Annotated in this window: 11 protein-coding genes and 4 tRNA genes; 14 read left to right on the forward strand and 1 reads right to left on the reverse strand. The window is 61.0% G+C overall.

Features of this window, described 5'->3' with window-relative positions; translation table 11 throughout:
• Positions 1-250: 250 nt before the first annotated feature.
• The 11 genes from DK871_RS12190 (at position 251) to DK871_RS12240 (ending at position 10,866) form a co-directional block, all read left to right on the forward strand.
• Complete coding sequence (locus DK871_RS12190; protein ID WP_005789751.1) at positions 251-808, forward strand: CvpA family protein; 558 nt, start codon at positions 251-253, stop codon at positions 806-808.
• Positions 809-849: 41 nt separating this feature from the next.
• Entirely contained in the window at positions 850-2,355 is a 1,506-nt protein-coding gene (gene purF, locus DK871_RS12195) for an amidophosphoribosyltransferase (RefSeq protein ID WP_003192537.1), read from the forward strand.
• 65 nt (positions 2,356-2,420) lie between these two features.
• Positions 2,421-3,632, forward strand: a complete 1,212-nt coding sequence (locus DK871_RS12200) for an O-succinylhomoserine sulfhydrylase (RefSeq protein WP_161905209.1) — start codon at positions 2,421-2,423, stop codon at positions 3,630-3,632.
• An 11-nt stretch (positions 3,633-3,643) separates the two neighbouring features.
• Positions 3,644-4,408, forward strand: coding sequence for an SDR family oxidoreductase (locus DK871_RS12205; RefSeq protein ID WP_003192533.1), 765 nt, complete (start codon positions 3,644-3,646; stop codon positions 4,406-4,408).
• Between the two features lie 108 nt (positions 4,409-4,516).
• Positions 4,517-4,592 (forward strand) — tRNA-Val (locus DK871_RS12210).
• Between the two features lie 55 nt (positions 4,593-4,647).
• A tRNA-Asp gene (locus DK871_RS12215) sits at positions 4,648-4,724 on the forward strand.
• Between the two features lie 105 nt (positions 4,725-4,829).
• A tRNA-Asp gene (locus DK871_RS12220) sits at positions 4,830-4,906 on the forward strand.
• Between the two features lie 385 nt (positions 4,907-5,291).
• Positions 5,292-8,123 (forward strand): xanthine dehydrogenase family protein molybdopterin-binding subunit, encoded by a 2,832-nt coding sequence (locus DK871_RS12225; protein ID WP_161905210.1) that lies wholly within the window; start codon positions 5,292-5,294, stop codon positions 8,121-8,123.
• The gene (locus tag DK871_RS12230) at positions 8,116-8,655 is read left to right on the forward strand and encodes a (2Fe-2S)-binding protein (protein WP_161905211.1); all 540 of its coding nucleotides are present in this window, start codon (positions 8,116-8,118) and stop codon (positions 8,653-8,655) included. The genes DK871_RS12225 and DK871_RS12230 overlap by 8 nt, the downstream gene beginning before the upstream one ends.
• Positions 8,656-8,657: 2 nt before the next feature.
• Positions 8,658-9,893: a cytochrome c gene (locus tag DK871_RS12235; protein WP_161905212.1), complete on the forward strand. Its 1,236-nt coding sequence runs from the start codon at positions 8,658-8,660 to the stop codon at positions 9,891-9,893.
• 1 nt (position 9,894) lies between these two features.
• Complete coding sequence (locus DK871_RS12240) at positions 9,895-10,866, forward strand: XdhC family protein (RefSeq protein ID WP_161905213.1); 972 nt, start codon at positions 9,895-9,897, stop codon at positions 10,864-10,866.
• A 114-nt stretch (positions 10,867-10,980) separates the two neighbouring features.
• Here the strand turns inward: DK871_RS12240 and DK871_RS12245 are convergent, their stop codons facing one another.
• Positions 10,981-12,264, reverse strand: a complete 1,284-nt coding sequence (locus DK871_RS12245; protein WP_161905214.1) for an FAD-binding oxidoreductase — start codon at positions 12,262-12,264, stop codon at positions 10,981-10,983.
• 184 nt (positions 12,265-12,448) lie between these two features.
• Here DK871_RS12245 and DK871_RS12250 point away from each other — a divergent pair.
• The 3 genes from DK871_RS12250 (at position 12,449) to DK871_RS12260 (ending at position 14,814) form a co-directional block, all read left to right on the forward strand.
• Positions 12,449-12,525 (forward strand) — tRNA-Val (locus tag DK871_RS12250).
• 625 nt (positions 12,526-13,150) lie between these two features.
• Positions 13,151-13,867 (forward strand): DUF969 domain-containing protein, encoded by a 717-nt coding sequence (locus DK871_RS12255; protein ID WP_032896171.1) that lies wholly within the window; start codon positions 13,151-13,153, stop codon positions 13,865-13,867.
• On the forward strand, positions 13,864-14,814 hold the full coding sequence (locus DK871_RS12260) for a DUF979 domain-containing protein (protein ID WP_056785791.1): 951 nt from the start codon (positions 13,864-13,866) through the stop codon (positions 14,812-14,814). Before DK871_RS12255 ends, DK871_RS12260 begins: the two co-directional genes overlap by 4 nt.
• Positions 14,815-14,819: the final 5 nt, after the last annotated feature.

Consider the following 14,819-nt stretch of genomic DNA (forward strand, 5'->3'; position numbering starts at 1 on the left):
ATCAAGATCAAAAGCAGATCAAGAGCGGCTCGCTTCGCATCGTGGTTACCGTCGGCGGCTACAGCCCACGAAGTTGTGTAGATACCTATGCTCATCGCAGGCAAGCCAGCTCCCACATTGGTTTGTGCCGGGGTTGAAATACGATCGGCCCATCACAATCTATTGATTTGCAAAGCACTCGCAATCACCGCTTACCGATAGCCCGGCGCTCTGCTAAAATGCGCCGCCTTATCCGTACGTAGGCTGCACTGTGCCATTTACTTGGGTTGATTGGGCGATCGTTGCAATCGTCGCCATCTCCGCTTTGATCAGTCTGAGCCGCGGCTTCGTAAAAGAAGCACTGTCGTTGCTGACCTGGATCATCGCAGGAGTCGTAGCCTGGATGTTCGGTGGTTCACTGTCGGTCTACCTAGCCGGGTACATAGAGACACCTTCGGCTCGCGTCATCGCGGGCTGCGCCATCATGTTCATCGCCACGCTGTTGGTGGGGGCAATGGTCAATTATCTTATTGGCGAGTTGATACGTGTCACCGGCCTTTCCGGGACCGATCGATTTCTCGGCATGGCCTTCGGGGCTGCGCGTGGCGCGCTGCTGGTGGTCGTGGCGGTCGGGCTGTTGAGCCTGGGGCCGGTACAGCAGGATTCGTGGTGGCAGGAGTCGGTACTCGTGCCAAAATTTCTATTGGTTGCAGACTGGTCCAAGAACCTCATATTGGGGTGGAGCAGTCAGTGGCTGGCCAGCGGAATCAGCGTACCCGCTGATCTTCCGTTCAAGGAACACCTCTTGCCGGCGCAAACGCCTCAGTAAGCTGTGTTCAGTCAAGATTCATTAAGTAGGGGTTGCGTCGCATGTGTGGCATCGTCGGTATCGTCGGTAAGTCGAACGTCAATCAGGCGCTGTATGACGCGCTAACCGTCCTCCAGCACCGCGGCCAGGACGCTGCCGGTATTGTGACCAGCCACGACGGCCGGTTATTCCTGCGCAAGGACAATGGCCTGGTGCGTGACGTGTTCCATCAGCGTCACATGCAGCGCCTCGTCGGGCACATGGGCATTGGCCATGTGCGTTACCCGACTGCCGGTAGCTCGACCTCGGCAGAAGCTCAACCGTTCTACGTCAACTCGCCTTACGGCATTACCCTGGCGCACAACGGTAACCTGACCAACGTTGAGCAGTTGGCCAAGGAGATCTACGAATCTGACCTGCGCCACGTCAACACCAGCTCCGATTCGGAAGTGCTGCTCAACGTGTTCGCCCACGAGCTGGCCCAGCGCGGCAAGCTGCAGCCGACCGAAGAAGACGTGTTCGCCGCCGTGATCGACGTGCACAACCGTTGCGTCGGTGGTTATGCGGTGGTGGCGATGATCACCGGTTACGGCATCGTCGGTTTCCGCGACCCCCACGGCATTCGCCCGATCGTGTTCGGCCAGCGTCACACCGACGAAGGCGTCGAGTACATGATCGCTTCCGAAAGCGTGTCCCTGGACGTGCTGGGCTTCACCCTGATCCGCGACCTGGCGCCGGGCGAGGCTGTCTACATCACTGAAGACGGCAAGCTGCACACCCGTCAGTGCGCCGTAGCGCCGAAACTCACTCCATGCATCTTCGAACACGTCTACCTGGCGCGTCCGGATTCGATCATCGACGGCGTCTCGGTCTACAAGGCGCGCCTGCGCATGGGCGAGAAGCTGGCCGAGAAGATTTTGCGCGAGCGTCCAGAGCACGACATCGATGTGGTTATCCCGATCCCGGACACCAGCCGTACCGCTGCGCTGGAGCTGGCCAACCATCTGGGCGTCAAGTTCCGCGAAGGCTTCGTGAAGAACCGTTACATCGGCCGTACCTTCATCATGCCCGGCCAGGCGGCGCGCAAGAAGTCGGTGCGCCAGAAGCTCAACGCCATTGAGTTGGAGTTCCGCGGCAAGAACGTGATGCTGGTGGATGACTCCATCGTGCGCGGCACCACCTGCAAGCAGATCATCCAGATGGCCCGCGAAGCCGGGGCGAAGAACGTGTACTTCTGTTCCGCTGCGCCTGCGGTGCGTTACCCGAACGTGTACGGTATCGACATGCCGAGCGCCCATGAGCTGATCGCCCATAACCGTTCGACCCAGGACGTAGCCGACCTGATCGGCGCCGACTGGCTGATCTACCAGGACCTGCCGGACCTGATCGAAGCGGTTGGCGGTGGCAAGATCAAGATCGAGCAGTTCGACTGCGCCGTGTTCGACGGCAAATACGTGACTGGCGATGTCGACGAGGCCTACCTGAACAAGATCGAACAGGCGCGCAACGACTCGTCCAAGATCAAGACCCAGGCGGTCAGCGCGATCATCGACCTGTATAACAACTGAGTAAACACCGGCCCTGAGGGGCCGGTTTTGTATCTTAAATAAAGAATTGAATAAGGAGTCGCAGCATGAGTCAGGAATGGGATGCCGGTCGGTTGGACAGCGACCTCGATGGCGTAGCTTTCGATACCCTGGCTGTGCGTGCCGGCCAGCACCGTACCCCGGAAGGTGAGCACGGCGACCCGATGTTCTTCACCTCCAGCTACGTGTTCCGTACTGCCGCCGACGCCGCTGCGCGCTTTGCCGGCGAAGTGCCGGGCAACGTGTATTCGCGCTACACCAACCCGACCGTACGCGCGTTCGAAGAGCGCATTGCGGCCCTGGAAGGTGCCGAGCAGGCCGTGGCGACCGCCACCGGCATGGCGGCCATCCTGGCGGTGGTGATGAGCCTGTGTAGCGCCGGCGACCATGTGCTGGTATCGCGCAGCGTGTTCGGCTCGACCATCAGCCTGTTCGAGAAGTATTTTAAGCGTTTCGGTATTGAGGTCGATTACGTACCCCTGGCGGACCTGTCTGGCTGGGAAGCGGCCATCAAGGCCAATACCAAGCTGTTGTTCGTCGAATCGCCGTCCAACCCGCTGGCTGAGCTGGTGGATATCGCCGCGCTGTCCGAAGTCGCGCATGCCAAGGGCGCGATGCTGGTGGTGGACAACTGCTTCTGCACCCCGGCCTTGCAGCAACCGCTGAAGCTGGGTGCGGACATCGTGGTGCACTCGGCAACCAAGTTCATCGACGGCCAGGGCCGTTGCATGGGCGGCGTGGTGGCCGGTCGCAGCGAGCAGATGAAGGAAGTGGTGGGCTTCCTGCGCACCGCCGGCCCGACCCTGAGCCCGTTCAACGCCTGGATCTTCCTCAAAGGCCTGGAAACCCTCAGCCTGCGCATGAAAGCCCATTGCGCCAACGCCCAGGCCCTGGCCGAGTGGCTGGAACAGCAGGACGGTATCGAGAAGGTGCATTACGCCGGCCTCAAGAGCCACCCGCAACACGCCTTGGCCCAGCGCCAGCAGCGTGGTTTCGGGGCGGTGGTGAGTTTTGAAGTAAGGGGCGGCAAAGACGGCGCCTGGCGCTTCATCGACGCGACACGCTTGATCTCCATTACCGCCAACCTGGGTGACAGCAAGACCACCATCACCCACCCGAGCACCACCTCCCACGGGCGCCTGGCGCCGCAGGAGCGTGAAGCGGCCGGCATCCGTGACAGCCTGATCCGCATTGCGGTGGGCCTGGAAGACGTTGCTGACTTGCAGGCAGACCTGGCCCGCGGGCTGGCGGCCTTGTGATCGAGTGGTCCATGGAGGCCGCAGCGGCCAGTAACGGGCGCGTGGCGTTGGTGACGGGCGCGGCGCGGGGCATTGGCCTCGGGATTGCCGCGTGGCTGATCAGTGAAGGCTGGCAGGTGGTGCTGACCGACCTGGACCGCGAGCGCGGTGCCAAGGTGTCCAAGGTGCTGGGCGACAATGCCTGGTTTATCACCATGGACGTGGCCGACGAGAAGCAAGTGGCCCAGGGCGTTGCCGAGGTGCTGGGGCAGTTCGGGCGCCTGGATGCGTTGGTGTGCAACGCGGCGGTGGCCGACCCGCGCAATATCACCCTGGAAAGCCTCGACCTGGCGTACTGGAATCGGGTGCTGGCGGTCAACCTCAGTGGGCCGATGCTGTTGGCCAAGCACTGCGCGCCTTACCTGCGTGCCCATGGCGGTGCCATCGTCAACCTGGCCTCGACCCGGGCGCGTCAATCCGAGCCCGACACCGAGGCCTATGCGGCCAGCAAAGGCGGGTTGTTGGCCCTGACCCACGCCCTGGCCATGAGCCTGGGGCCCGAAGTGCGGGTCAATGCAGTCAGCCCTGGCTGGATCGACGCGCGTGACCCGGCTGCACGGCGTGCAGAGCCGCTCACCGATGCCGATCATGCCCAGCATCCGGCGGGCAGGGTGGGAACGGTGGAGGACGTGGCGGCGATGGTGGCCTGGTTGCTGTCACGCCAAGCCGGGTTCGTCACCGGGCAAGAGTTCGTGGTGGACGGCGGCATGAGCAAGAAGATGATTTACAGCGAGTAGGGCCGGTAGCCGTCTTGAAGTCATTTTTGTCTTTTTCAGAAAAACTTCAAGCAGGCTATTGACTTAGGTCCGCTACCTGCGTAAATTTCGCGGCCTCAACGAAGCAAAGGGTGATTAGCTCAGCTGGGAGAGCATCTGCCTTACAAGCAGAGGGTCGGCGGTTCGATCCCGTCATCACCCACCACTTCTTGAGAGTTTTGCCTTAGGGCAAGACGCAACGTTAAAGGTTGCACCGACGCGCAGCGGTAGTTCAGTCGGTTAGAATACCGGCCTGTCACGCCGGGGGTCGCGGGTTCGAGTCCCGTCCGCTGCGCCATATTTTCCAGGTTCGATGTGTCGGGCTTGAGATTGAACAGCCAGAGCTGATCGGTCAGATGTTTAAAGGTGGTTGAGGGTTCATGCTCAGCCAGCCAAGCGATACGCAGCGGTAGTTCAGTCGGTTAGAATACCGGCCTGTCACGCCGGGGGTCGCGGGTTCGAGTCCCGTCCGCTGCGCCATATCTGCCTCAAGGCCCACTGAACGCCTTGAAGCACAAGGAAAGCCATTGGCTACCTTGATCCGATAGCAAAGACCCTGGTCGAAAGACCGGGGTTTTTTGTGTCTGGGGTTTGAAAAAAACCTCATCTTCTTCGCTACCACCAGCGCTCATTATCGGCAACGGCCGACAGATCATTTCGATTCTGTCGGCCGTTTTGCGTTCTTGTGTCAAAAAATTTCAATGTGGTTATTTGCCGCAGGCGCAGAAACCTTTAAAGTTAACCCTTCGGTCAACTTTGCACTGTCATCATGGCCTTTTGATTCGTCGAGAAAGGCTTCTGCAAGTCTCCAGATTCGGTGTACTTAACCATAAGGGCGGATTTATAACCGCTCAGAGGATGATCCATGTCCAACCGTGAAATAACCCGGCGCTCGTTCCTCCAGGGCGGGCTGGTGGCGGGTGTGAGTGTCACGCTCACGCCGCTCAGCACCCAGGCGCTGGCTGCCTTGATGGAAAACAGCGTGACCGTGCCGTCTGAAAAGTGGCTAGGCAATAACGGCAAGGCGCGCCAGCGTAACGATGCCTTGTCGAAAGTCTGCGGCAGCAAGGTGTTTGCCCGCGACATCCGTTCCAAGGACATGCCTGGCTGGCCCCAGCAGCAAGGCCACGCCATGTTGCTCAAAACCATCAAGGCCGACCACATCTACGCGGGCTACGACCTGTCGTGGCTTGGCGCCGATCTGCAGCCGGACCGTATTGTCACCGCTGCCGACCTGGACAAGGACGGTATCGTCTTCCCGGAAGAACATGCGCCGGACCCGTTGCTGCCTGAGGGCAAAGTGCCGATGTTCATCGGTCACCCGGTGGCGATCCTGATCTGGAACGACTTCGAACGTTTCCGCCAGGCCAAGAACAAGCTCAAGTTCAATGACAAGGCGATTCGTTACGGCGCCAAAGTGCCGTATTACGAAGGCGACCCCTACGGCAGCTTCCGCTATGTGCGCGTGGGTGGTGCAACCTCGGCCGACGAAGACGAATTCGCCAGCCTCAAGGATTCGATCCTGTTCCCGATGCTGAAAAACCGTCGCCCGGTGTGGAATTCCCAGCCAAACCTGCACGGCAACCTGACCGAGCGCGGGTTGTTCTACGCCGAGCGCATGAAGAGCCAGATCAGCACGCCGCCGGACAACTGGCTGGTGTTTGACGAGCGCTACAAAACCCCATCGATCGAACCGGCCGCCATGGAGCCGGACAACGGCAACGGTTGGTACGATCCGGCGACCAAGACCCTGCACTTTGTGGTGGCCACCCAGTGCCCATTGGAAGTCGCGACTGAGACCGCCAAGATGATCTCGCCGTCGCGCTTCGGCCTGGCCCATCTGAACATGCACCCGGGTTACACCGTGGGTTACGGTTCCAAAGACCACAACATTTTCGTCTACTACGCTGCCCTCGCTGCGTTGTACGGCGCCGGTGTGCCGGTGCGCCTGGCCAACGACCGTTACGAGCAATTCCAGAGCGGCATCAAGCGTCACCCGTTCGATATCCGCTATCAGTTGGCGGTCGACAAAAACGACCACAGCTTCAAAATCTTCCTTGCCGACATGAGCGTCGACGGCGGTGGCCGGATGAACTACAGCCCGTCGGTGGCTGCGGTGGGCGCCACGGCGGCGCAGTCGATCTACTACATGCCGCAGAACGACCTGCAAGTGACCGCGTACCACTCCCGTGGCGTTGAAGCCGGTTCGATGCGTGGCTACGGCACCTTGCAAAGTATGGCGGCGACCGAAATGATGGTCGACGAAATCGCCGGGCGCCTGGGTGTGGATGCCATTGAGCTGCGGCGCAAGAACGCACTGCGTTCGGGCATGAAGAACACCCAGGGCGCGATCCCAGCGGGGGCGTTGCGTCTGCACGAAATTCTCGACAAGGCCGCTGTGCACGACGTGTGGAAAAACCGCGACGCGATCAAGCACCAACGCGAAGCCGCAGACCCGGATAACTGGTATGGCGTTGGTTTCGCCATCTGCCAGAAAGACTTCGGCACCGGTTCCGAAGCGCCGATGGCCAGTGTCGAGTTCAGCGCTGACGGCCGCATCAGCCTGCGCCACATCGGGATCGAAATTGGCACCGGTATGTCCACTTCGCAATCGCTGGTGGTCGCCGATTTCCTCGGCAGCCCGGCTCATGAAGTAAAAACCGGCGAAACAGAGTGGCAGGAAATGCAGCTGGTCACCGGCGGCAACCCCTACACCATGAGCCAGGCCGAGCAGGACAACCTGCTGCGCAACCCGCGTTGGGTGGGTAAGCTCGCTTCGGCGTCTTCGGCGACCAACTCGGCGTACTACTTCAGCCACGCCACCCGTGAAGCGGCGCGTGTGCTGTTCAACCACGGCCTGTGGCCTGCAGCGCTGGAGATCTGGCGCCAGGGCCCGTTCGGCGGCCAGGCCAACCCCTATGTGGTGCGCCGCGAAGACGCGCATTGGGTCGACGGCAAACTCACCGCCAACGGCATGCAGCCGTTGAGCTTTGAAGAATTGGCCAAGCGTGCGCACGAGCGCGGCCTGGTCACTGCTGCCACGGTCCACGGGTTCAATCGCTGGAGCTGGGCCGAAGCCGAATACAGCATCGACGGCGTGCGCGAGCGCCTGCCGCTCGACGGTCTGGCGGTGAAGTACGGCGACGGCGCACCGAAAGCCAAGCAGGCGCTGATGAGCACTGCCGGTTTCCACCTGCTCGATCGCCAAAACATCAGCTATCCCGCCACCCAGTTGAACAACGCTGCGGTGACCTACTACAGCCCCGTCGCCACGTTGGTCGAGTTGAAGGTCAACAAGGGTTCGGCACAGGTCGAAGTGCTCAATCACCATTCGTGGATCGAGTGCGGGCGGGTGCTGGTTGAAGAGTTGGTCAAGGGCCAGCTTGAAGGCGGTGTGGCCATGGGCATCGGTCACGCCTTGATGGAAGAAATGCCGCTGTACGAAGGCGGGCCGGGGGAGGGTGACTGGAACTTCAACCGCTACCGCCTGCCGATGGCGCGTCACGTTGCTGTGTGGAAACAGACCTCGGAGATTCTGCCGGCGTTGTCGCCGAGCGACCCGTCCAAAGGTATCGCTGAGGTGGTGATGATCCCGATTGTCGGGGCCATTGGTAATGCGGTGGCGCACGCCATCGGTAAACGTGTTCGCGACCTGCCAATCACGGCTGCCCGCATCAAGGAGGCCCTCAATGGCTAACCGTCCGCTTCAACTGACCCTCAATGGTCAATCCGTCGGCCCGGTGGACATCCCTGATGATCTGCCGATGATCGACTACCTGCACGAGTACAAGAACCTCACCGGCTCGCGGTTGGGCTGCGGCCAAGGCATTTGCCACGCCTGCGTGGTGATCGTCGATAACCCGGACGGCACCAGCGAAGAGGTGCGCACCTGCATCACTGGCGCGCATTACTTTGAAGGTAAAAAAGTGCGCACCATCGAAGCCCATGCCAAGCGCGATGAGTCGGGCCAGGTCACTGAGCTCAACCCGATCCAGCAGCGCTTCGTGGATGAGTTCGCCTTTCAGTGCAGCTATTGCGCGCCGGGCTTCGTCAATGCGGCCACCGTGTTGGTGGAGAAACTGCAACGCCAGCCGACCGTGCACAGCAAGCTGGAACAAGTCATCGAGGACAGCCTCGGTCATCACGTCTGCCGTTGTACCGGGTACGTGCGCTATTACAACGCCACCCGCAACGTGCTGACCGATCTCGGCCTGGTCAAGGAGGGTTAAGCATGAAGCTTTTTCTGACCCGCCTGGCCTTGGCGGTTGGCCTGGCCGCGCCGGTATTGTTTGCCCACGCTGATGAGCAGGCCAAGCGCGGCGAATATCTCGCCCGCGCCGCTGACTGCATGGCGTGCCACACTGCGCCGGGCGGTGCGCCGTTTGCGGGCGGCCTGCCGATTGTCTCGCCGTTTGGCACCATCTACGGCACCAATATCACGCCAAGCAAAGAACACGGCATCGGCTTGTACACCGATGACGAGTTCTTCGCTGCGTTGACCGAAGGCAAGCGTCGCGACGGCGCGTACTTGTACCCGGCGATGCCCTACACCTCGTACCACCTGATGCCGCGTGAAGACTCGGACGCGATTCATGCGTACCTCAAGACCATCGAACCGATCGAGCGCGCAGCACCGGTGACGAGCCTGAGCTTTCCGTTCAACGTGCGCCTGGGCCTGATGGGCTGGAACGTGCTGTACGGCAAAGCGCTGAAACTGGAGCCGGCCCAAGGCAAGAGCGAAGCCTGGAAGCGCGGCCAGTACATGGTCGAAGTGCTCGGCCACTGCGGCGAATGCCACACGCCACGCGGCCTGCCCGGCGCGATGGAGCTGGACAAGCGCCTGACCGGCGGCATCCTCAATGGCTATCTGGCGCCCAGCCTGCTCGCCACGGACCTGGCTGCGCGCGGCTGGAATGAGCAAGACCTGAGCACTTTCCTCAAGCACGGCATGAGCGCCCAAGGCACGATGTTCAACGAGATGTTCCCGGTGTTCCACAACAGCACCCAGGGCCTGAGCGACGCGGACCTGGCCGCGATGGCGACCTTCCTGCTCGGCGATAAACCGCCGGCAGCCAAGGCGTTGGTCGAAGTGCCGGTGGACAAGCTCGGCCCGAGCGCTCAGCGCGGCCGCCAGGAATACCTGAACGTCTGTGCCGGTTGCCATGCCGCGGGTGGCGAAGGCAAGCCACATATTGCGGTGGCGATGCGCGGCAACACCACGCTGCGGCTGGAGGATCCGCGCAACCTGGTGCGGGTGATCGAGGACGGGATCGGCGAGCAGAAGTTCTCCGGGTTCGAACACATGCAACCGATGCCGGGCTTCGCTGGAAAACTCAGCCCGCAGCAACTCACCGACCTGGTCAATTACCTGCGCCAAGGCTGGGGCGGGCAATCGGCGGAGCTGGCGGTGAGCGACGTGCAGAAGCTGCAGGCTGAGGCGCCTTCCATCGAGCACAAGGCGCACTGACATGCAGCATCTGGATCTGCAGGTGATACGACGTGCGCTGGAGTGGTCGCTGGCCGGGCAACGCATCTGGCTCTGTACGGTACTGGCCACCTACGGCTCGGCGCCGCGTGCGCCGGGTTCGCTGCTGGCGGTGAACGCCGCTGGGCAGTGGGTCGGATCGTTGTCGGGTGGTTGCGTCGAGGAAGACTTTCTCGAACGCGTCGCCGAAGGAGCGTTTCTCGATGCGGTCAACGTGGTGCGCTACGGCGCAGGGGACGATCCGCGCTCGCGGGTCAGCCTGCCCTGCGGCGGCATTCTCGATGTCTTGGTTGAGACGTTCGAGCCTGGCTGCGAGGTGCAGGCGCACCTGCGTGAAATGGAGTCGGCGCTGCTCGGGCAGCGCCGTTTGATTCGCGAGGTGGACCTGGCCAGCGGGGCGCGCAGCCTGTTCGCTGATCGCGAGCAGGGCGCGCGCATCGAGCGTGACAGTGCGCGGGTGCGCATCCGCGTTGGTGCGGCTCAGCGTCTGTTGCTGGCCGGGTACTCCAGCGTGGCGCAGGCGTGTGCCGAGTTTGCAGTCGGCCTAGGATTCGAAGTGATTCTTTGCGACCCGCGCGATGAAGTGCTTGAAGGCGTGGTGCTCAATGGCGTGGAGATTCGTCGCCAGTTGCCGTCGGTGTTTATTGCCGACGGCGGCTGTCACCGTGATACGGCGGTGGTGGCGCTGACCCATGACCCGCGTATCGACGATCTGGCGATGATGGAAGCGGTGCGTACCGACGCGTTCTACATTGGCGTGATGGGATCGTTGCAAACCTCGCAGAAGCGCTTTGAGCGACTGCGCCGCATCGGTGGGTTAGGGGAGGCTGAATTGGCGCGGATACACGCACCCATCGGGCTTAACCTGGGCAGCAGGACGCCGGGGGAAATCGCGCTGGCAGTATTGGCCGATATCGTACGGATTCGTAGCGGGATTGCCCGCGACCAGCTCTGAAGCGCAGCCCTGTAGGAGCGAGCTTGCTCGCGAAAAACTCATAGCCGCCGCGTTCATTCAGAATAAATGCGTTATCGTTGAAGTTTTTCGCGAGCAAGCTCGCTCCTACAGTGGTTACATCCCGAATTTATCCCGCAGCCCGTAGTACCAGGCCCCCAGTGCCGCAAACGGCGTGCGCAACATCTGCCCACCCGGGAAGGGGTAATGCGGCAAGCCCGCAAACGCATCAAAACGCTCAGCCTGACCCCGCAAGGCCTCTGCCAGCACTTTGCCCGCCAGGTGCGTGTAGGTCACGCCATGGCCGCTACAGCCCTGGGAGTAATAGATGTTGTCACCCAGGCGGCCAACCTGCGGTAAGCGCGACAGGGTCAGCAGGAAATTGCCGGTCCAGGCGTAGTCGATCTTCACGTCCTTGAGCTGTGGGAATGCCTTGAGCATTTTCGGCCGGATGATCGCTTCGATATTCGCCGGGTCCCGCGCGCCATACACCACGCCGCCGCCGAAGATCAGGCGCTTGTCGCGGGTGAGGCGGTAGTAGTCGAGCAGGTAGTTGCAGTCCTCGACGCAGTAATCCTGAGGCAACAGCGTCTTGGCCAGTTCATCGCCCAGTGGCGCCGTGGTGATCACTTGGGTGCCGCACGGCATCGACTTGGCCGCCAGCTCCGGCACCAGGTTGCCCAGGTAAGCGTTGCCCGCGACGATAATGAACTTGGCCCTGACCCTGCCTTCAGCGGTGTGCACCACCGGATTGGCACCGCGCTCAATGCGCACCGCTGCTGATTGCTCGTAGATCGTGCCGCCCAAGGATTCCACGGCCGCGGCTTCACCGAGCGCCAGGTTGAGCGGGTGGATATGGCCGCCGCTCATGTCCAGCAGGCCGCCCACATAGTTGTCACAGGCCACCACCTCGCGGATGCGGCGCTCGTCCAACAACTCCAGTTGCGTATGGCCGTAGCGCTCCCACAGGCGCTTCTGTGATTCCAGGTGGCCCATGTGCTTGCTGTTGAGGGCAGCGAACACACCGCCGTCCTTCAAGTCGCATTGGATCTGGTACTTGGCCACGCGCTCACGGATGATCCTGCCGCCTTCAAACGCCATCTGCCCCAACAACTGCGCCTGCTGAGGCCCGACACTGCGCTCGATCACATCGATATCGCGGCTGTAACTGTTGACGATCTGCCCACCGTTGCGGCCCGAAGCACCAAAACCGACCTTGGCGGCTTCCAGCACCGTGACGCGAAAGCCGTTCTCCAACAAAAACAGCGCACTGGAAAGCCCGGTATAGCCAGCCCCGATCACACACACATCGGTCTCGACTTCACCTTGCAACACAGGACGGGGCGCAACTGCATTCGCAGAAGCGGCGTAATACGACTGGGGGTAGGGGGTGTTCGCCATCCTGGAACCTCTGTTTTATATTTTTTACGAGTGCGCCGATCCTACCTGAGTTGAAAATTGCCTGCCAGCCACCCGGAAATCACGGGTGGACCCGGTACAAATAAAAAATTCGCATATTCATAGGGTTAGCTGCAAAAAAGATGTTGACACCCCTTCGGAATTCCGTAGAATGCCGCCTCACAGCAGGCACGTAGCTCAGTTGGTTAGAGCACCACCTTGACATGGTGGGGGTCGTTGGTTCGAGTCCAATCGCGCCTACCAAACAAAATCCGCTCTGCTGGGCGGTCTAGAAGGGCTCACCGAAAGGTGAGCCCTTTTTTGTTGTCTGAAATTTGGGCACAGCAAAGCCAAGACGCCTGGCGGCGTCCTTTCAGGGCTTGAAAGTCCAATCAGGCGAACAGCGTCGCCACCGCCAGCAGGCAAATTACCTGGGCGAACAGTTGGCAGCGTATCTCGCCAAGCGTGGTCGCCATATTACTCATTTGTCCGGCATACATAGCGGGAACCCCTCATTGTCGGCGTGAAGCCGTGAATGAACTGCAAGTACACACAGCTGCATCGTCGAGTATAGGTGCTGATCAGGAATTTTCACTTCCGACGCCATAGCGAGGTCATCCACACGACGAGTCCAAAAAAACTGGGCTCAATTTCCTGCAGGCACCGCACCTCCCGGTGCCATCCCCCACAAAAAATATTGGTTTGCAGCAACAATTTTTCTTGTTGGACACCCCCGTCCCCAGGCAGCAAAGTTGCCGCCACTGACGCTCGACCTTCCAGGTCAACAATAAAAAAACCGAGCCGACTGCGCGCCACTTTCAAGCTGTGAGCCCTTTGCCCACATCCTGCTGTAATGGCGCCGCAGCGCGCACTAAAGGACCTCCCCGCCATGCAAACTGTTGTGAACTTATGGCCGTTGATCGGCGTACTTGTCATCGTGGTCGGCTTTGTATTGCGCTTCAATCCGCTGTTGGTGGTCACCGCGGCCGCCATCGCCACCGGGCTTGCCGCCCAGTTCCCGCTGGAAAAAATTCTCGCCACCATGGGTGATGGCTTCCTTCAGACCCGTGCCTTGCAACTGATTCTCTTATTGCCGCTGGCGGTGATTGGCCTGTTGGAGCGCCATGGCCTGCGCCTGCATGCGCAGAACTGGATCGCCCGCTTCGAACGCGCCACGGTCGGGCGCTTGTTGATCATCTACCTGTTTGTGCGTGAGTCCACGGCGGCCATGGGGCTGACCAGCCTGGGTGGGCATCCGCAAATGGTGCGGCCGCTGCTGGCGCCGATGGCCGAGGGCGCAGCGGAAAAACGCTATGGCAAGCTGCCGGACAAGCTGCGCCACAAGGTATTGGCCATGTGCGCTGCTACCGACAATGTCGGGTTGTTTTTTGGCGAGGATATCTTCGTGGCCTTTGGTGCGATTGCGTTGATGCACACCTTCCTGCTCGGCTCGGGGATTGATGTGGAGCCGCTGCACATTGCGGTGTGGGGCATCCCGACGGCGATCTGCGCCTTCATCATTCACGCTATCCGGTTGCATCGTTTCGACCGGCGCCTGACCCGCGAAATGAGCTCGGCCACCACCCCGGTGGAGGCTGCTCAATGATTATTTCCATTCAATACCTGTATTGGCTGGCGGGCGTGCTGTTGCTGATCACCGCGGGCATGATCCTGCTCGACCGTTCCCACCCCAAGCGCTGGTCCAGTGCGCTGTTCTGGTTGTTGTTCGCCGTACCGTTCCTTATAGGTGAGCGCCTGCCTTCGGTGGTCATCGGAGTGGGGGTTGTGGTGATGGCATTGATTGCGGGCTTGGGCGGCGTAGGTCGTGGCCAGCACGCCGAGTTGCACGACAAGGCGTCCCGCGCCAGTGCCGGGCGCCTGGGCCACAAATTATTCATCCCGGCGTTGGCGATTCCGCTGACCACGGTGATTGGTTCGGTGTTGCTCAAACACACCGAAATCGGCGGTGTACCGCTGCTGGACCCGAAGAACACCACCTTCGTTTCCCTCGGCATCGGTTGCCTGATCGCCCTTGGCCTGGCTTGCTGGCTGACCCGTGATACGCCGGTGCAAGCGTTGCGCGAATCCCGTCGCCTGACCGAAGCCCTGGGTTGGGCCATGGTGCTCCCGCAAATGCTGGCGATGCTCGGGTTGCTGTTCAATGAGGCCGGGGTGGGCACGGCGGTTGCCCACGTTACCACCACGTACATCAACCTGGACTACAAGTTGGTGGCAGTGATGGTCTATGTGCTGGGCATGGCGTTGTTTACCGTGATCATGGGCAATGGTTTTGCGGCCTTTCCGGTGATGACCGGTGGCGTCGGCGTGCCGGTGCTGGTGGGGATTTACGGCGGCAACCCTGCGGTGATGGCGGCCATTGGTATGTTCTCTGGCTATTGCGGTACGTTGATGACGCCGATGGCGGCCAACTTCAATATCGTACCGGCGGCGCTGCTGGAACTGCCGGACAAAAATGCAGTGATCAAGGCCCAGATACCCACGGCGTTGATGATGCTGGTGGTTAATATCGTGCTGCTTTACCTGTTGATGTGAGGTCT

The sequence above is a fragment of the Pseudomonas sp. L13 genome (assembly GCF_009935965.1).
In the GTDB taxonomy this organism is placed as follows: domain Bacteria; phylum Pseudomonadota; class Gammaproteobacteria; order Pseudomonadales; family Pseudomonadaceae; genus Aquipseudomonas; species Aquipseudomonas lactis.